15 protein-coding genes and 1 pseudogene are annotated in these 15,947 nt (G+C 62.6%); 3 read left to right on the forward strand and 13 right to left on the reverse strand.

Annotation, left to right across the window (positions count from 1 at the left end; all coding sequences use genetic code 11):
• Position 1: 1 nt before the first annotated feature.
• Both CIT26_RS14795 and CIT26_RS14800 read right to left on the reverse strand, forming a co-directional pair.
• A complete protein-coding gene (locus tag CIT26_RS14795) occupies positions 2 to 1,171 on the reverse strand; it encodes a mandelate racemase/muconate lactonizing enzyme family protein (RefSeq protein WP_095493318.1) in 1,170 nt (389 codons plus the stop codon).
• A 68-nt stretch (positions 1,172 to 1,239) separates the two neighbouring features.
• Complete coding sequence (locus tag CIT26_RS14800) at positions 1,240 to 2,127, reverse strand: sugar phosphate isomerase/epimerase family protein (RefSeq protein WP_095493287.1); 888 nt, start codon at positions 2,125 to 2,127, stop codon at positions 1,240 to 1,242.
• A 400-nt stretch (positions 2,128 to 2,527) separates the two neighbouring features.
• On the opposite strand from CIT26_RS14800, the gene CIT26_RS14805 reads away from it, so the two are divergent.
• From CIT26_RS14805 to CIT26_RS14815, 3 genes are all read left to right on the forward strand, one after another.
• Positions 2,528 to 3,583 (forward strand): sugar phosphate isomerase/epimerase family protein, encoded by a 1,056-nt coding sequence (locus CIT26_RS14805; protein ID WP_095493288.1) that lies wholly within the window; start codon positions 2,528 to 2,530, stop codon positions 3,581 to 3,583.
• Positions 3,584 to 3,736: 153 nt separating this feature from the next.
• Positions 3,737 to 4,924, forward strand: coding sequence for a Gfo/Idh/MocA family protein (locus CIT26_RS14810; protein WP_095493289.1), 1,188 nt, complete (start codon positions 3,737 to 3,739; stop codon positions 4,922 to 4,924).
• Between the two features lie 162 nt (positions 4,925 to 5,086).
• Entirely contained in the window at positions 5,087 to 5,974 is an 888-nt protein-coding gene (locus tag CIT26_RS14815) for a sugar phosphate isomerase/epimerase family protein (protein WP_095493290.1), read from the forward strand.
• On the opposite strand, the gene phnE (CIT26_RS14820) is transcribed toward CIT26_RS14815, so the two are convergent.
• The 11 genes and pseudogenes from phnE (CIT26_RS14820) to CIT26_RS14870 form a co-directional block, all read right to left on the reverse strand.
• Positions 5,962 to 7,512, reverse strand: a complete 1,551-nt coding sequence (phnE, locus tag CIT26_RS14820; protein ID WP_095493291.1) for a phosphonate ABC transporter, permease protein PhnE — start codon at positions 7,510 to 7,512, stop codon at positions 5,962 to 5,964. The genes CIT26_RS14815 and phnE (CIT26_RS14820) overlap by 13 nt on opposite strands.
• Before the next feature lie 4 nt (positions 7,513 to 7,516).
• Positions 7,517 to 8,491 carry a phosphonate ABC transporter, permease protein PhnE gene (gene phnE, locus CIT26_RS14825; protein WP_095493292.1) on the reverse strand — a complete coding sequence of 325 codons (975 nt, stop codon included), beginning with the start codon at positions 8,489 to 8,491 and terminating at the stop codon, positions 7,517 to 7,519.
• A gap of 74 nt (positions 8,492 to 8,565) precedes the next feature.
• A complete protein-coding gene (gene phnD / locus CIT26_RS14830; protein ID WP_095493293.1) occupies positions 8,566 to 9,474 on the reverse strand; it encodes a phosphonate ABC transporter substrate-binding protein in 909 nt (302 codons plus the stop codon).
• Between the two features lie 146 nt (positions 9,475 to 9,620).
• The gene (gene phnC / locus CIT26_RS14835) at positions 9,621 to 10,478 is read right to left on the reverse strand and encodes a phosphonate ABC transporter ATP-binding protein (protein ID WP_095493294.1); all 858 of its coding nucleotides are present in this window, start codon (positions 10,476 to 10,478) and stop codon (positions 9,621 to 9,623) included.
• A 93-nt stretch (positions 10,479 to 10,571) separates the two neighbouring features.
• Positions 10,572 to 11,245: pseudogene (locus tag CIT26_RS14840) on the reverse strand (DUF1868 domain-containing protein).
• 82 nt (positions 11,246 to 11,327) lie between these two features.
• A complete protein-coding gene (locus CIT26_RS14845) occupies positions 11,328 to 11,684 on the reverse strand; it encodes a hypothetical protein (protein ID WP_143747845.1) in 357 nt (118 codons plus the stop codon).
• 162 nt (positions 11,685 to 11,846) lie between these two features.
• Complete coding sequence (locus CIT26_RS14850; protein WP_095493296.1) at positions 11,847 to 12,464, reverse strand: DapH/DapD/GlmU-related protein; 618 nt, start codon at positions 12,462 to 12,464, stop codon at positions 11,847 to 11,849.
• Positions 12,461 to 13,168 (reverse strand): phosphonate C-P lyase system protein PhnL, encoded by a 708-nt coding sequence (gene phnL, locus CIT26_RS14855; protein WP_095493297.1) that lies wholly within the window; start codon positions 13,166 to 13,168, stop codon positions 12,461 to 12,463. The genes CIT26_RS14850 and phnL overlap by 4 nt, the downstream gene beginning before the upstream one ends.
• Before the next feature lie 2 nt (positions 13,169 to 13,170).
• Positions 13,171 to 13,947 (reverse strand): phosphonate C-P lyase system protein PhnK, encoded by a 777-nt coding sequence (gene phnK, locus CIT26_RS14860; protein WP_065009749.1) that lies wholly within the window; start codon positions 13,945 to 13,947, stop codon positions 13,171 to 13,173.
• Positions 13,944 to 14,837, reverse strand: a complete 894-nt coding sequence (locus tag CIT26_RS14865; protein WP_095493298.1) for an alpha-D-ribose 1-methylphosphonate 5-phosphate C-P-lyase PhnJ — start codon at positions 14,835 to 14,837, stop codon at positions 13,944 to 13,946. Before CIT26_RS14865 ends, phnK begins: the two co-directional genes overlap by 4 nt.
• Positions 14,834 to 15,946, reverse strand: coding sequence for a carbon-phosphorus lyase complex subunit (locus tag CIT26_RS14870; protein WP_095493299.1), 1,113 nt, complete (start codon positions 15,944 to 15,946; stop codon positions 14,834 to 14,836). The genes CIT26_RS14865 and CIT26_RS14870 overlap by 4 nt, the downstream gene beginning before the upstream one ends.
• Position 15,947: the final 1 nt, after the last annotated feature.

A 15,947-nucleotide genomic window follows, 5' to 3' on the forward strand; every position in this document is an offset into this window, starting at 1 on the left:
ATCAGCCGCGTAGCGCGTGCGCCTCCAGGAACCGTTCCGAAAGGGTGAATCCCAGTCCGGGCTTCTCGGGGATCGCTATCATACCGTCCTTTGCTTCGACAGTCTCCTCGATCAGATCGTGGATCATCGGGTTGGCGCCTAGCGAATATTCGACGGTAAAGCTAGCCGGCGAAGCAGCACAGACATGCAGCCCGGCAAAGAAGCAAGGCGCGCCGGCCCACAGATGCGGCGCAAAGCGCAGATTGAAGGCGCTGGCGATGGTGCCGATCTTCATCGCCTCGCTGATGCCGCCGCAGAAGGCCGGATCCGGCTGAAAGATGTCGGCCGCTTTGAGCGTGGCGAGGTCGCGGAAGGCATAGCGCGTCGCCTCGCTCTCACCGGTGGCGATCGGGATTGAGCCGGACGCCCGCACTTCGGCCATGCCGGGCTTGTCGTCGGCGATGACCGGCTCCTCGAACCAGGCCAGATCGAGATCGCCGGCGAGATAGATGAAGCGCTTGGCTTCCGCCACCGTATAGGTGCCGTGTGCATCGACCATCAGGTCGACTTCAGGGCCGAGCGCCTGTCTTGCGGCGCGGACGCGGGCGGCGGAATTGTGTGGGGTGCCGTCCATCGCGCCGATCCGCATCTTCAGCGCCTTGAAGCCGCCCTTGGCGATATAGGATTTCAGCTGGTCGCCGATCGCCTCGGTGGAGGCCCAGCCGCCGGAAGCGTAGGCCGGCATGCGGTCAAGCTTGCGGCCGCCGAGCAGCCGCCAGACCGGAACCTCAAGCGACTTGCCCAGAATATCCCACAACGCGATATCGACAGCACTAATCGCGGCGACGCTGATGCCGCGCCGCGCCAGCTGCGGCATGGCGTGGCCGTTTTGCGCGGCACTGTCGTGGCGCACGCCATTGTAGAGCATCTCCCAGATCACCCCGATGTCGGCCGGATCGCGGCCGATCAGCTGCGGGCCGACCTCATGGTTCAGCATGTGGACGAGGGCGCCATAGCTGCCGGTGCTGCCGGCGGCATTCTTGCCTTCGCCCCAGCCGACCAGCCCGTCGTCGGTCTCGAGGCGCAGGATGGCGGCGTCGAACGACGTCACCTGACCGAAGTCGCTGCGGTGCTGCTTCGCGGCTTCGATCGGTATGCGGACCCACCAGGCTTGGACCGTCTTGATGCGCATGTTCATCCTCTGCCTTGCCGCCGTTAGGGGCCGCCATCAGGGCGGAAGGGCTCGTTTCCAGAGATCGACTACTTGATCAGCGGCAGCAGCGTTTCGGCGGTGATGCGCATCTGGTCGGTGTAGAACTTTTCCGTGAGTACGCTGGAACCGTGGTCCTGGATGAATTTGAGCTGCTCCGGCGAGATGTCGACCGGGTTGCGTTCGACCATGTCGGGATAAGGAGCAGCTGGCGTGCGGTCGACAGGGGCGACGAACTCGTTGGTCAGCGCGCCGTCGTAACCGACTTCCTTCAGGGTGCCGACGATCTTCGGCCAGTCGATCTGTCCGAGACCGGCCGCGAAGCGGTTGTTGTCAGCGACGTGGAAATCGAACAGGCGCTTTCCGACCTGCCGGATGGCATCGTAGACGTTAAACTCCTCCATATGGAGGTGATAGGCGTCGAGGCAGACACCGCATTCGGGGCTGACCGCATCGGCCAGCGCCAGTGCCTGGGCGCCGCGGTTGAACAGATAGGTCTCGAAGCGGTTGAGCGGCTCGACCGCGATCTTGACGCCGACCTTCTTGGCATGGGTGAAGCATTCCCTGGTGGCGTCGACCACCCATTTCCATTCTTCTTCCTCGGTGCCGTCCGGCACCACCTTGCCGACGGTGGCGGGAACGAGCGTGATGATCTCACCGTCGAGTTCGCTCACCATCGTCAGCACGTCCTTGACATACTGCACCGAGCGCTCGCGCTGGCCCTGATCCTTGGCGGCGAGATTGCGCTCGCCCAGCATCAGCGTCACCGCCCCCCAGCAGCGGATGCCGTGCTCCTTCAGGAGTGCGCGCGTCTCGTCGGTCTTGTACTGCTCGGGCTCGCCGGAAATCTCGATCGACTCATAGCCGAACTTCTTGATGCGTTTGAGCGTCGTCTCCAACGGTTCCGCCCGCATCCAGTTGTGCGTCGAAAGATGCATGGTCTGTCCTTCCCAGAATTCGCCTGTAACAATTCGCCTGCGATGCACTCCACCAGAGTGCGCTGCATGATTTCCTCCCCAAGGCGCTCCCAGCATTTGTCGTAACTGGTTCGACCAATTGGGCCTGAAAAGAGGGTCTACAGCAATTTCATCTGGACGGCAAGAAATCCCACAAGTCAGCCTCGATCTCTGATTATTTCGTTGATTAAAATGGCGTATTTGCCTGCTGTCCGGCAACTTTCGCCGCTCTGGTTGCGAGTGGCGCCGCTTGACCAAGTGACCATATTTGGTAATACCAGAATGGCGGTGCATACAAGCGCCTGTCGAGAAAAGACCAAAGAGGCTGGCCCTGCTTTCAATCGGCGCTATGCTTGGTCGTGGATAATTAGGGAGGATGCCGATGCCGTCGACAATGAAGGGTCCCGGGCTGTTTCTGGCGCAGTTCGCGGGCGATGCCGCACCGTTCAATTCGCTGCCGTCGATCACCAGATGGGCGGCCGGACTGGGCTACAAGGGCGTGCAGATACCGACCTGGGACAGCCGGCTGTTCGACCTCGAGAAAGCGGCGTCTTCCCAAGCCTATTGCGACGAAGTGAAGGGCATCTGCACCGAGGCTGGCGTTGAGATCACCGAGCTGTCGACGCATTTGCAGGGGCAATTGGTGGCGGTGCATCCAGCCTATGACGCACAGTTCGACGGCTTCGCGCCGCCTGCGGTGCACAACAACCCGAAGGCCAGGCAGCAATGGGCGGTCGAACAGATGAAGTTCGGCGCCAAGGCTTCGAAGAATCTTGGGCTCACGGCGTCGGTGTCGTTTTGCGGAGCGTTGGCTTTTCCCTACCTTTATCCTTGGCCGCAACGGCCGGCGGGATTGATCGAGGAGGCGTTTTCCGAACTGGGAAAGCGCTGGAAGCCGATCCTCGACGTCTATGAGGACAATGGCGTCGATGTTGGCTACGAGATCCATCCGGGCGAGGACGTGTTCGATGGCGCGACCTTCGAGATGTTCCTCGAGGCGGTGGGCGGCCACAAGCGCTGCAACATCAATTACGACCCGTCGCATTTCCTGCTGCAGCAGCTCGACTATCTCGAATTCATCGACATCTATCACGAGCGGATCAAGGCCTTCCACGCCAAGGACGCCGAGTTCAATCCGACCGGCCGGCAAGGCGTCTATTCCGGCTATCAGAGCTGGACGAACCGGGCCGGGCGTTTCCGCTCGCTCGGCGACGGCCAGGTGGATTTCGGCGGCATCTTCTCCAAGCTCGCCCAATATGACTACGATTCATGGGCGGTGCTGGAGTGGGAATGCTGCCTGAAGCATCCGGAGGACGGTGCGGCCGAAGGCGCGCCCTTCATCCAGCATCACATCATCAGGGTGACGGAGAAAGCATTCGACGATTTCGCCGGCGGCGCGACCGATAAAAAGGTGCTGCGCGCCATGATGGGAATCTAGCGCTCTTTTTTCCCCTCCCTCTCGAGGGGAGGGTGGCCCGAAGGGCCGGGTGGGGTCGGTTCATGCCGAGCTCCACGCCCGGCGACCCCACCCCGACGCTACGCGTCGACCCTCCCGCAAGGGGGAGGGTAAGGAACAACGAGGGAGAAAATCATGGTCGGCGCATCGAAGTCGGAAACGGGAGGCGGCCCGATCCGCTACGGCATGGTCGGCGGCGGGCAAGGCGCCTTCATCGGTGCGGTGCACCGGATCGCGGCGCGCATGGACAATGAGTTCGTGCTGGTCGCCGGTGCCCTGTCATCCGACCCGGCGCGTGCAAAAGCGTCGGCCGCAGAACTCGGGCTCGATCCCACGCGCAGCTACGGCTCCTTCGCCGAGATGGCCAAGGCCGAGGCCAAGCGGCCGGACGGCATCGAGGCGGTGGCCATCGTCACGCCCAACAATGTGCATGTGCCGGCGGCGAAGGCGTTTCTCGAAGCCGGCATCCACGTCATTTGCGACAAGCCGCTGGCGACGACATTGGCGGAAGCGAAGAAGCTGGCGGCATTGGTCGAAAAGACTGGCAAGGTCTTTGTCCTCACCCACAACTACACCGCCTATCCGATGGTGCGGCAGGCGCGCGAGATGGTGGCCAAGGGGCAACTCGGCGACATCCGCATCGTGCAGTCGGAATATCCGCAGGACTGGCTGACCGAGGACCTCGCCGCTACCGGCCAGAAGCAGGCGGCCTGGCGCTCCGACCCCAAGCAGGCTGGTGCCGGCGGTGCGCTGGGCGACATCGGCACGCATGCCTACAATCTCGCACGCTTCGTCTGCGGGCTGGAGCTCGATTCGCTTTCCGCAGATCTCGACGCCTTCGTGCCGGGGCGGCAACTCGATGACAATGTCAACGTCATGCTGCGCTTCAAGCCGGTCGGCAAGTCGCATCCGGCCAAGGGGATGTTGTGGGCAAGCCAGGTGGCGCCGGGCCACGAGAACGGGCTGAAGCTGCGTATCTATGGCTCGAAGGGCGGGCTCGAATGGGTGCAGGCCGACCCGAACTATCTATGGTACACGCCGTTCGGCCAGCCGAAGCAGTTGATCACCCGAAATGGCGCCGGCGCGCTGCCAGTCGCCGGGCGCGTCAGCCGCGTTCCGTCAGGCCATCCGGAAGGCTATCTCGAAGGCTTCGCCAACATCTATCAGGAGGCGGCCCGCGCCATCCGCGCAGCGCGCCGCAAAGGCGGCAAGCCGGCTAAGGGTGTCATCTTCCCGACCATCCAGGACGGTGTCGAAGGCATGGCCTTCATTGAAGCCTGCGTGAAGTCCTCGAAGAAGAATGGAGCCTGGACGAAGCTCTGATCGGGGTGCTGATCTTCAGGTGATGCCGGCCTGCAAACGGCAGTTTCCCGCGCTTCCGGTGCTCACGCTCCGCTCCGGTTCTCGGAAACTACCATTTTTGGCTCGGCCTGACCTGAATCTCAACACCCCTTGTGCGATGGCCAATGATGGGGAGGGGCGTCGATGAAAATCGGCATGTGCATGTTCTTGTGGACGACGGCCGTGTCGAAGAGACACGAGCCACTGCTTAGGGATATCAAGGCGACCGGCTTCGATGGCGTCGAGATACCGATCTTCTCCGGCACGCCGGACGACTACAAGAAGCTCGGTGAACTGCTCGACGGCATCGGGCTGGAACGCACCGCCGTCTCGGCGATGGGCGATCCGGCGATGAATTTGATCGCGGCCGATGGTTCAACGCGCAAGGCCGGCGTTGACCATATGAAATGGGCGATCGACTGCACACAAGCGCTTGGCGCCAAAACCCTGAGCGGCCCGCTGCATTCGACGCTCGGCGCGTTTTCCGGCAGTGGGCCGACTGCGGCCGAGAAAAAGCGCTCCGTCGCCTCGCAACGCGCCATCGGTGACCATGCCGGAAAGAAGAATGTCACCATCGGGCTGGAGGCGCTCAACCGCTTCGAATGCTACCTGCTCAACACGATGGACGATCTGTCGGAGCATGTCGACGCAATCGACCGGCCGCACATCAAGGCGATGTACGACACCTTCCATGCCAATATCGAGGAGGCCGACGCGATCGGCGCCTATACGCGCAACCGCAAAAATGTCGTCCATATCCATATTTCGGAGAATGATCGCGGCGTGCCTGGGCGCGGCCACATTCCGTGGCATGAGACGTTTTCGGCGATCCGCAAGAGCGGCTATGACGACTGGCTGACGATCGAGGCCTTCGGCCGCTCGCTCAAAGATTTGGCGGCGGCCACCAAGGTGTGGCGCGATTTTTCGGAAAGCCCGGAAGCCGTCTATCGCGACGGCTACAAGCACATCAAGAGCGGCTGGAAAAAGGCTGCTGCGCTAGATGCAGCCGGGCCTTCTTCTCAGGCGATCTGAGCTGCCGGCGGACGGACGGAAACGCGCCGTTCATCGTTGCCGTTTGCGACGGTCCCCATCAGCTTGCGGCGGAGATAGCTGGAGATGTTGTCGAAGATGAAAACGACAAGCAGGATCAGCAGAACCATGTAGAAAACATTGGCCCAGTTGGTGTTGGTGCGCATGGCCTCCCACAATTTCAGACCGATGCCGCCGGCGCCGACAGCACCTATGATCGTCGCTGACCGGGTGTTCGATTCCCAGAAATAGAGGGATTGGCTGAGGAATACCGGCAGAACCTGGGGCAGCACCCCGTAGCGCTGCACCATTGCCGGCGTGGCGCCAACCGAGCGGATGCCCTCGCGCTGCTTGTCATCGATGTTTTCCAGCGCCTCGGAATAGAGTTTGCCCAAGGTTCCGGTGTCGGTGAAGAAGATCGCCGACATGCCGGCCAGCGGCCCCGGACCGAAGCCGCGCGTGAAGAACAGCGCCCAGATCAGCATGTCGACCGAGCGCTGGAAATCGAAAAAGCGCTTTGTTAGCTGGTTGGCTATCCGGCTCGGCGTGACGTTGCGCGCAGCCAGGAAGGCGAGCGGAAAGGCGACGATCGAGGCCAGCACCGTGCCGACAAAAGCCATGACGATGGTTTGCAAAAGTTTCAGCCAGACGTCGCCGTGCTGCCACTCGGCGTTGTTGAGGACGTTATCCCAGGCGAGCGCTGCGTTTGACCGCGACGGGTCGATGCGTGCCCCGGAAACGATCAGTGAAGCGACCTCGCCGAACGGTTTACCCCAGAACGGCGAATTCGTGTCGAACACGAAATTGGCCCAGCCGAAGAAACGTCTCCAGGCGACCACTTCATCATTTTGCACTTCAGCGCGGCCGAGAAATCCGAACGAGACATAGGCTGTCGAGCCTGGCCTGCGTTGCTCGATCCAGTCAGGCAGCGGCGTGCGCGGTGTCACAGAACTGTCCTTGGCAATGTCGAAAATGACGCTTTCGGCGCCGCGCGTCACGGTGACGAGGTTTGGCGTGATGGCGATCCGGCCATTGCCAAGGGTGACGGTCGCCGCCACAACGGCGTTTTCGCGCACCGTTTCAGGTGCAGCCGGAGCGGATTGGCCCGACGGGGCGGCCGGATTCTCTGCGGTCGGCGCGCCGGGCGCCATGAACGAATCCTGCGACGACTTGTTGGTGGCGATTGCCGGTGCTGGCGCTGCGTCGACCCGCCGCTCGATCACAGCCATCTGCTTGGCCATCCAGTCGGGATTTGGGTTGGATCCCAGTTTGGAAAAGCGGGAGTAGTCGATTGTCAGATAGTTGTCCTTGAACTCGATGTCGGGCCGGATTTCGTAAGACACCCAGTCGGCGAGATAAGCGCCGGCAAGGTTCCAGTTCGCCTTTTCGAGAACGGTGGCGATCGAGAAGAACCACGAACAATAGAAGGTGTAGAGAATGCAAAGAAGGATGCCGATCGGGGCGGCGTAGCGCTTCCATAGGGATCGCCGGAACGCGTCCGGATGGCGAGTAGCGATGTCGTTGATGGCATCGGCATTCATTGCATTACTCTCCGCGCCCGTATGCGAACGCCTGCCGGCCGACAAGACGGTGTCTCAGCCATGCCGAAAACTGGTCGACGGCGACAATCGTGCAGAACAGCAGAAAGACGATGGCGATGGTCTTGGCCTCATGGCCTCGGCCGATCGAAAGACGCAGCGATTCGCCGATGCCGCCGGCGCCGACGGCGCCGAGAATGGTCGAAGCGCGCACATTGATCTCGAAGCGGAGGAGGAAATAGCTCATGAAATTGGGCAGGACCTGAGGCACGATGCCGAACCACACCCGTTCGACCCAATTGGCGCCAACGGCGCGCAAGCCTTCTTCAGGCTTCATGTCGGCATTCTCGACCACTTCGAAGAACATTTTTCCGAGCGCGCCAACGGTGTGGATGCTGACCGCGATGATCGCCGGAATGGGTCCAAGCGAGAAGATCGCCAGAAAAAAGCCGGCAATGACAATCTCCGGAAAGGCGCGAACAATTTCAAGGAAGCGGCGCGTGACGAAACGGAGCCAGCGGCTGGCCGTGATATTGCCTGCAGCGAGGAAGCAGAGCAGGAAACCGAATGTGGCGCCCACAAGCGTCGAGAACAGGGCGATGTTCAGCGTCTCGATCATTCGGTGGAAATACTCCGGAATGTAGATGCTTTGGGTCAGGTAGACCCGGCCTTCGGGGTAGTCGAATTTGAGGCTGCCATCGTCATAGGGGGACGGCAGGTCGAACAGCGCGCGCACCGGCTCGAACCAGTCGCGCGGCTGCAATTCGGTGAAAAAGTCGGCGACGTAGGGAAGGCGGTCGAAAAACTTTCCGGCATTGGTCTCGTTGGCGAACCAGAGCGAGCCAGAGAGTGCAAGGAGCAGGAAAACCAGGCCGCCGATCGTGTAAAGGCGCCGGCGGGCGGCGAGGTCGCGCCAGTGCCGCTCGACAGTGGCTCCCTCCGGTGAAAGCGCAGGCGCGCGGTAAACGTCGGTCGCACTCATCGATAGATCCCCGGCCCCTGATGCGGCAACGCCGCCGCCGGCACATGGCCCCGGCGGCGTTGTAGCAGTTTGTTTTACGAGCCGATCTTCGCTTTACGGGCGTCGATGATCGGCTGATAGAATTCCGGGGTAACCGGCGAATAGCCCTTATAATCGCCGCCTTGTACCGCCGAGAAACAGGCCGGATCGGTTTCCGGAAGCTTGGTCAGGAAATCGGTGATCTTCTGCTTGGTGTCGGCGTCGATCGACGTACGCACGACCAGCGGGCCGTTGGGGATCAGCGGCGACTGCCACAATTCGACGAGGTCATCCATCTTGAGGACGCCCTTGTCGACCATCTTGCGCAGATTGCCCGAGCTGTAGCCGTCGTTGAAGTCGCCGACCCCGGAAGCCCAGGTCGTGCCGGCATCGAACGTACCCTTCAGGACTTCAAGGACAAGCTGTTCGTGGCCGCCGCCGAAACCGGTCGACGCGAAGTAGCTCTTCACATCCATGCCGATGTCCTTGGGCAGTGAAGTCACCGGGATCAGGTAACCGGAGGTCGAATCGGGATCGGCGAAACCGAGTTTCTTGCCCTTCATGTCGGCGAGCGTCTTGATGCCGGAATCGGCACGGGCGACCATGACCGCACGGTAGCCGGTCGAACCATCGGTCTGGATCGTCGTCAGGATCGGTTGAACCGCGTCCTTGTTTTCGAGATAGACTTTGGCGTAGGCGGAAGCGCCGAGCTCGGCAAAATCGAGCGTGCCGCCGAGCAGGCCCTGGATGACGCCGTCATAGTCGGCGGCCGGGAACAAGGAAACTTTCTCGACGCCAAGGACTTCCTTGATGTGGTCGGCGAAGCACTGGTAATTGCGCAGACGGTCGGCCTCGTTCTCGCCGCCCAGAATGCCGACGCGGAATTCCTTCAGGTCCTGTGCCTGGACCGCGCCCATCGCCATGGCGAGGATGGAAACGGCCCCGAAAAGTATCTTTTTAAACATTTCGCGTGTCTCCTGTTGGTTCCGGCATCGCGCCGGCAGCGTTCGAATTTTGACAGCGCCCTTGACGCGGGCTGGCGATCCAGGCGCTCTTTCGGTTGTCCATGGTCTTTTCCGGATACCGGTATCCACTTGTCGGGATCATGGAACTAGTAGCCAGGAAATGCGGGCTCGAGCGGTCCGGCGGATGCGACGATTTTTTGCTTGATGGTGACGCTGGTCGAGGTGATGGCCTCGGAGATTTCGCCGCCATTGCTGTCGGCGCCATAGACCATGCGCACGGCCTCCCGGTTGAGCTCTTCGGGCGGGCCGTCGAACACCACCTTGCCGGCGGCCATGCCGATGATGCGGTTGCAATAGGTGCGCGCGGTATCCAGCGTGTGCAGATTGGTGACGACGGTGAGGCCCTCGCGCAGATTGATGTCCTGCAGCGAATCCATCACCACCTTGGCGTTGAGCGGGTCGAGCGAGGCGATCGGCTCGTCGGCAAGGATGACTTTCGGCTGCTGCATCATGGCGCGGGCAATTGCAACCCGCTGCTGCTGGCCGCCGGACAACGTGCCGGCCGGCTGCAGCGCCGTGCGGGCGATGTCGAGACGCTCGAGCGCCGCGATCGCCTCGGCCCGTTCCTCACGGGAGAAGACACCGAGCAGATTGACAATGGTCGAGCGGTGATTGAGCCGGCCGAGCAGCACATTGGTCAGCACGTCGAGACGCGGCACCAGGTTGAATTGCTGAAAGATCATGGCGCAGTCGCGCTGCCAGCGCCTGAGCAGCGAACCGCGCAGGCTGGAGACTTCGGCGCCGTCAAAGAAAATCGACCCTTGGCTCGGATCGATGAGGCGGTTGATCATGCGCAAAAGCGTCGACTTGCCGGCGCCCGAGCGGCCGATGATGCCGACCATCTGACCGTGCGGGATCAAGATGTCGACATTGCTGACGGCGGTATTCTTGCCAAACCGGCGGGAGACGCCGCGGATTTCGAGCGTGGCTGAGGTTGCTGACATAGGCAAGTTCCAGTCCAGTCGCGTTTCGAAGGTCTGTTAACCTTCGCTAGCGCAGCCGCATGAACCTGCGGTGTCGGATTGATGTCAGTTTTGTTACCGCCCACAGGCCAGAGGCGACGCGCCGTCAACCCAGGACCAGAGCTCCTCGAAATGCTTCATGTCCTTGAAACGGCAGAATGCCGGAGCCCGCAACTCGATCACTGGAGCCTGACGGGCGAGCAGCGAAAGGCAATCATCGAACAGGTCTTGCCACTCGGATGCCCTTTCGTCATCGAGACGCCGGATCTGGTAGGCGAAAGTGATGTGGAACGCATAAGCGTCGTGATCGGGATGTTGGTATCCGAACGGCGCTGACAGCGCATCGCGCCAGGCGCGCATGACGCGCTCGTCCTCGTCCGACGCGCCGGCAACGGTCAGGCCGGTCGGCACGATATCGACAACCCTGACTTTGAACGCGCCAGGGCCCTCGACGCCCTTCAGCCGCTCTAGGTAGAGGCGGGTCATGTCGTCGATGCTGGTATCGAGAGGCGCATCGTCAGGCCAGTAGGGAAGCCGGCGGCGATATTCGATGATGCCCTGAAACAGCGTCATGTGCAGGCTGGAGATCGGCGTGAAGGCGAGCCGGTCGGCATCGGGCATCGCGCGCATTGCCGGGCTCGACGAGAAAATTGCCTGCGCTGTCGTAGCGCCTGCCGAGATGCACGGGAGGAGTCGGATTGGAGCAGGCAAAAAAATCCGGCGATCGACGGTTTGAGGGAGTGAAACATGACGATCTCCAGCAAAGACCGCGTCCTGTCCGAGTCATGTGTCAGGCATATGAAAACTGCCCGCAGGGCGAGAAAGGAACCTTCAAAGACAGGGGTTTAACAAGGGCTCGCGATCGACTTCGAGCAACTTGTCCATGTTGGCGGTGCTCTGGCTGAGGTCGACAGACTTGAGCGAATTGTAGAGTGCCATGCTCTCGCCCTCCAGCTCACAAGAGGCGGTGCCGCGTTGCGCTTGGCGCGTACGGATCTGGTTCTGCCGTTCGTCCAGCGCAGCTCGCGTGGTGTCCGAGTTCCTGATGATGAAGGCGTTCATGCGGTCGATCCCTGACTGAAGGAAGTCGAGAAAATCACGATCTTGCTTCGGAGCGCAGTTTTCACCGATCGCGTGGATTGATGCATAGATCATCCAGATGCAAAGGACCGCGCCGCGAGGATCCATCTTCGGCACCTGGTTGGCAGGCGCTTGTTGAGGCAAGAGAGCCACCAGCGCAACCAGGCAAAATCCTACCCATCGTCTGAGCATGCCAACCCTTACGTTTTTTCTTACGACTTTTTGCCCGGCAATCGTCAATTATAAGGCGACAGCGTTGAGCAAGGGACGTTAGCCGCCATATTTTTCCAAAAACGCTTCCGCCGCAAGCGCGCGAAAATCGCCGAGCGCGGCGCGTAGTCGGGCGTGGTCCCAGTCCCACCAGGCAAGTGCCTGATAGCGTTCCGCCGTGCGGCGGTCGAAGCGTTCGCGGATCGGCTTCGCCGGCACGCCGCCGACGATGGTGTAGGGCGCGACGTCCTTCGATACCACGGCGCCGGCGCCGACCGCCGCGCCGTCGCCAACGGTGACGCCGGGCAGGATGGTCGAGCCATGGCCCAGCCAGGTGTCGTGGCCGATGGTGACGCGCCTGGCGCGGCGCTGGGCGAAGAATTCGCTCTCGTGCTCGGCGTCGTCCCAATAGTCCGAGGCGCGATAGGTGAAATGGTGCAGCGTCGGCCGCCAGGTCGGGTGGTTGGTGGCGTTGATGCGCACATTGGCGGCGATGTTGGCGAACTTGCCGATCGTCGCGCACCAGACGCCGCAGTCCTGCATCATGTAGGAATAGTCGCCCAGCGTGCTTTCCGAAACCCGGCAGCGTTCGGCGATCTCGGTCCAGCGGCCGAGCGTCGAGTTCTCGACTTCCGCCGTCTCGTGGACAAGCGGCGTTTCCGACAGTTTTCGGGTCATGCGGCGATTTTCCCGGCGGCAAAAGCGGTCACGTCGATGACGCGGTCGGCCACCGCCTCGCGCACGTCGTGGTTGTGGCAGATGCCAAGCAGGGCGACGCCGGCCGCCTTCTTGGCCGCAATCAGCCCAATCACCACGTCGCGGTTCCTGGCATCGAGCGAGGCGGTCGGTTCGTCGAGCAGCAGGATCGGGTGCTCGGTGATAAAACCGCGCGCGATGTTGACGCGCTGCTGCTCGCCGCCGGAAAAGGTCGCCGGCGGCAGCATCCAGAGCTTTTCCGGCAGGTTGAGCTGCGCCAGCAAGGCGCGGGCCTTGTTGCGCGCAGCCTCACGGTCCGCGCCGCGCTGGACCAGTGGTTCGGCGACGACATCGAGGGCCGACACGCGCGGCACGGTGCGCAGGAACTGGCTGACATAGCCGATGGTGAGCCGGCGCACGGCAAGCACGGTGCGCGGGCTGGCCGTCGCGAGATCGATGAGCCCGTCCTCGTGCTGGACGATGATCTGGCCTTCATCGACGGCATAGTTGCCGTAGAGCATCTTCAGGATCGAGCTCTTGCCGGCGCCGGAGGGGCCGCCGAGCACTGCACATTCGCCGCTTCTGATCGAGAACGACACGCCGGTGACGACAGGCAATTTGATGCCGTCGCGCAGATGCATGATGAAGCTCTTGGCAACATCGGAGACGACGAGAGGGGTTGCCATAGTTACACCTGAAGTATCGAGGAAACGAGAAGCTGGGTATAGGGCGCGCGCGGGTCGTCGAGCACGCGATCCGTGAGGCCGCTTTCGACGACGCGGCCGTCCTTCATCACCATCATGCGTTGCGACAGCAGACGCGCCACCGCAAGGTCGTGGGTGACGACGATGGCAGCCAGGCCGAGATCGGTGACCAGGCCGCGCAACAGGTCGAGCAGGCGCGCCTGCACGGAAACGTCGAGGCCGCCGGTCGGCTCGTCCATGAACACCAGCCGCGGCCCGGTGACGAGGTTGCGGGCGATCTGCAGGCGCTGGCGCATGCCGCCGGAGAAGGCGCGTGGTTCGTCGTCGATGCGGTCCTCGTCGATCTCGACGCGCGACAGCCAGTCGACGGCGGTAGCGCGGATTTTTCCATAGTGGCGGTCGCCGACCGCCATCAGTCGCTCGCCGACATTGGCGCCGGCCGACACTGTCATGCGGAGCCCGTCGGCGGGGTTCTGATGGACAAAGCCCCAGTCGGTGCGCATCAGGAAGCGGCGCTCGGCCTCGCTCATGCGGTAGAGCTCACGGAACTGGCCGTCGCGCATGCGGTAGCTGGCGGTGCCGGAACTCGGCAGCAGCCGGGTCGACAGGCAGTTGAGCAGCGTCGTCTTGCCGGAACCGGATTCGCCGACGACGGCCAGCACCTCGCCCGGCCACAGGTCGAAAGTGACGTTCTCGCAGCCGACGCGCGAGCCGTAGAACTTGGACAGCGCCGAAACGCGCAGCAGCGGTTCGTCGGTCATTGCGCCGGCTCCATTGTTTCAGGCGCAAGGTGGCCGCGATGGCCCTCCGCCCGCCGTTTCTCGCAATGATCGGTGTCGGAGCAGACGAACATGTGTCCGCCATGGTCATCAAGGATGACCTCGTCGAGATAGACGTTCTCGGCCGCGCACAGCGCGCAGGGCTGGTCGAAGGTCTGCACCTCAAACGGATGGTCCTCGAAGTCGAGGCTGACCACATCGGTGAAAGGCGGCAGTGCGTAGATGCGCTTTTCCCGACCGGCGCCGAACAGTTGCAGAGCCGGCGAACGGTGCATCTTCGGATTGTCGAATTTCGGCGTCGGCGACGGGTCCATCACATAGCGGCCCTCGACCTTGACCGGGTAGGCGTAGGTGGTGGCGATGCGGCCGTGCCTGGCGATGTCTTCATAGAGCTTCACATGCATGAGGCCATATTCCTCCAGCGCATGCATTTTCCGCGTTTCCGTCTCGCGCGGCTCGAGGAAGCGCAGCGGCTCGGGGATCGGCACCTGGTAGACCAGCACCTGGCCTGTTGTCAGCGGATATTCGGGAATGCGGTGGCGGGTCTGGATGATGGTCGCCTTAGCCGTTTCGGTGGTTACAGCGACATTGGCGACCTTTTTGAAGAAGGCGCGGATCGAAACGGCGTTGGTGGTGTCGTCGGCGCCCTGGTCGATGACCTTCAGCACATCGTCCGGGCCGATTATCGAAGCCGTTACCTGGACGCCGCCGGTGCCCCAGCCGTAGGGCATCGGCATCTCGCGTGAGGCAAACGGCACCTGGTAGCCGGGGATGGCGATGCCCTTGAGGATCGCGCGGCGGATCATCCGCTTGGTCTGCTCGTCGAGATAGGCGAAGTTGTAGGTGGCGATGTCGGTTGCTTGTGCGGTCATTCCGCGGCCTCCCTTTTCTCCTCGGCCTTGCCGGCATTCTCGCGGGCGTCGTGCTCGGCGCGCATGCGGCGCACCAGGTCGAGCTCGGCCTGGAAGTCGACATAGTGCGGCAGCTTCAGATGCTCGACGAAGCCGGTCGCTTGGACGTTGTCGGAATGCGAGATGACGAACTCTTCGTCCTGGGCAGCGGCGACAACGTCTTCGCCGAATTCCGAAGCGCGCAACGCCCGATCGCACAGCGCCATTGCCATCGCCTTGCGCTCGCTCTGACCGAAGACGAGGCCGTAGCCGCGGGTGAATTGCGGCGGCGCCTTGGCCGAGCCCTTGAACTGGTTGACCATCTGGCACTCGGTGACACGCACGGAGCCAAGCGGCACGGCGAAGGGCAGCTCCGGCACGTCGAGTTCCAGTTCGACCTCACCGATGCGAACCTCGCCGACGAAGGGATGGTTGCGGGCATAGCCGCGCTGGGTGGAGTAGCCGAGCGCCAGCAAAAAGCCCTCGTCGCCGCGTGACAGCGCCTGCAGGCGGATGTCGCGCGCCATCGGGAACTCCAGCGGCTCGCGGGTGATGTCGCCGGGGACATGATCCTGCGGCATGTCGCCATCAGGCTCGATCAGACCTTCGCGGGCGAGGATCGCGGAGACGCGCTGCATGGCTTCCGCCTCGCTGGCGCGCTGCAGCGGCTCGGCGACGTCGCCGCCCGCGGCGAGTTCGGGATCGAGCAGCCGGTGAGTGTAGTCGAAAGTCGGGCCGAGCAGCTGGCCGCCGGGCAGGTCCTTGTAGGTCGCCGACACGCGCCGCTCGACCAGCATCGCGCCGGTGTCGATCGCCTTGGTGTAGCCGAAGCGCGGCAGCGTGGTGCGATAGGCGCGAACCAGGAAGATCGCCTCGATCATGTCGCCGCGCGCCTGAACGATGGCCAGCGCCGCCAATTCACGGTCGTAGAGCGAACCTTCGCTCATCACTCGGTCAACGCCGAGCGCCAGCTGCTCGACGATCTGGTCGAGGCGAAGCGCCGGCACGGAACGGTCTCCGCGGCGGCGGTCGGCGAGCAGGGCGTGGGCGTTGGCAATGGCCGCTTCGCCGCCTTTTACCGCGACATACATA

The sequence above is a fragment of the Mesorhizobium temperatum genome (genome assembly GCF_002284575.1).
GTDB classification, from domain to species: Bacteria; Pseudomonadota; Alphaproteobacteria; order Rhizobiales; family Rhizobiaceae; genus Mesorhizobium; species Mesorhizobium temperatum.

What these genes read in the sequence shown, in the direction of transcription:
- phnK (WP_065009749.1), bottom strand. Translation starts at nt 13,947, where the DNA reads ATGACCGACGAACCGCTGCTGCGCGTTTCGGCGCTGTCCAAGTTCTAC.
- CIT26_RS14870 (WP_095493299.1), bottom strand. Translation starts at nt 15,946, where the DNA reads ATGTATGTCGCGGTAAAAGGCGGCGAAGCGGCCATTGCCAACGCCCAC.
- CIT26_RS14845 (WP_143747845.1), bottom strand. Translation starts at nt 11,684, where the DNA reads ATGGATCCTCGCGGCGCGGTCCTTTGCATCTGGATGATCTATGCATCA.
- phnD (WP_095493293.1), bottom strand. Translation starts at nt 9,474, where the DNA reads ATGTTTAAAAAGATACTTTTCGGGGCCGTTTCCATCCTCGCCATGGCG.
- CIT26_RS14815 (WP_095493290.1), top strand. Translation starts at nt 5,087, where the DNA reads ATGAAAATCGGCATGTGCATGTTCTTGTGGACGACGGCCGTGTCGAAG.
- CIT26_RS14810 (WP_095493289.1), top strand. Translation starts at nt 3,737, where the DNA reads ATGGTCGGCGCATCGAAGTCGGAAACGGGAGGCGGCCCGATCCGCTAC.
- phnE (WP_095493291.1), bottom strand. Translation starts at nt 7,512, where the DNA reads ATGAATGCCGATGCCATCAACGACATCGCTACTCGCCATCCGGACGCG.
- CIT26_RS14800 (WP_095493287.1), bottom strand. Translation starts at nt 2,127, where the DNA reads ATGCATCTTTCGACGCACAACTGGATGCGGGCGGAACCGTTGGAGACG.
- CIT26_RS14805 (WP_095493288.1), top strand. Translation starts at nt 2,528, where the DNA reads ATGCCGTCGACAATGAAGGGTCCCGGGCTGTTTCTGGCGCAGTTCGCG.
- phnE (WP_095493292.1), bottom strand. Translation starts at nt 8,491, where the DNA reads ATGAGTGCGACCGACGTTTACCGCGCGCCTGCGCTTTCACCGGAGGGA.
- phnC (WP_095493294.1), bottom strand. Translation starts at nt 10,478, where the DNA reads ATGTCAGCAACCTCAGCCACGCTCGAAATCCGCGGCGTCTCCCGCCGG.
- CIT26_RS14865 (WP_095493298.1), bottom strand. Translation starts at nt 14,837, where the DNA reads ATGACCGCACAAGCAACCGACATCGCCACCTACAACTTCGCCTATCTC.
- CIT26_RS14850 (WP_095493296.1), bottom strand. Translation starts at nt 12,464, where the DNA reads ATGACCCGAAAACTGTCGGAAACGCCGCTTGTCCACGAGACGGCGGAA.
- CIT26_RS14795 (WP_095493318.1), bottom strand. Translation starts at nt 1,171, where the DNA reads ATGCGCATCAAGACGGTCCAAGCCTGGTGGGTCCGCATACCGATCGAA.
- phnL (WP_095493297.1), bottom strand. Translation starts at nt 13,168, where the DNA reads ATGGCAACCCCTCTCGTCGTCTCCGATGTTGCCAAGAGCTTCATCATG.